Origin of the sequence: Halocynthiibacter styelae (assembly GCF_016123485.1) — a bacterium.
Classification (GTDB): Bacteria; Pseudomonadota; Alphaproteobacteria; order Rhodobacterales; family Rhodobacteraceae; genus Halocynthiibacter; species Halocynthiibacter styelae.
Genome location: NZ_JADCKQ010000040.1, coordinates 1 through 608 on the forward strand (window position 1 = coordinate 1; position 608 = coordinate 608).

The window sequence follows — 608 nt, forward strand, 5'->3', positions numbered from 1 at the left end:
GTCTTGCCGCGCAAAAGTTCCGGTCTCTCAGCTTATGTTATGCAGTCCTTCGTTCGAATGCCAAGGGGCTTTTCCCGCCAAGGGATGAATGCCGCCTGCGTGGATTGTAGAACCCATTGATGTATTGGAATATTGCTCCTTCTGTTTGCCTCCGGGTTTCCCATTTCTGACGCCAGATCAGTTCGGCCTTCAGGGATTTGAAGAAGGTTTCGACCATGGAATTGTCGTAGCAATTGCCTTTGCCGCTCATTGAAACCAGAAAGCCATGCCGCTTGAGACGTTTCTGATAGTCGCCAGAACAGTATTGAGACCCGCGATCGGTATGGTGGATGCAGCCCTTTGGGGGACGGCGCAATGCCACGGCCATATCAAGCGCGCGGATCGCCAGATCGCGTTTCATACGGTTACTGACGGCCCAACCAATGACACGGCGAGAGTAAAGATCAATGACAACAGCCAGATACAACCAACCCTCGTTCGTCCAGATGTAGGATATGTCTCCAGCCCATTTCTGATTGGGTCCAGTGGCTGAGAAATCCTGATCCAGTAGATTAGGCGCAATATTGAAGCGGTGATTGCTGTCAGTCGTGACTTTATTCTTGCGGGTT

The 608-nt window shown here is 51.3% G+C and carries 1 protein-coding gene; it reads right to left on the reverse strand.

What is annotated here, in order from left to right; genetic code table 11:
* Positions 1-37 precede the first annotated feature (37 nt).
* A partial coding sequence (locus tag H1D41_RS18250) for an IS3 family transposase (protein ID WP_228850266.1) occupies positions 38-608 on the reverse strand: 571 nt, incomplete at its 5' end.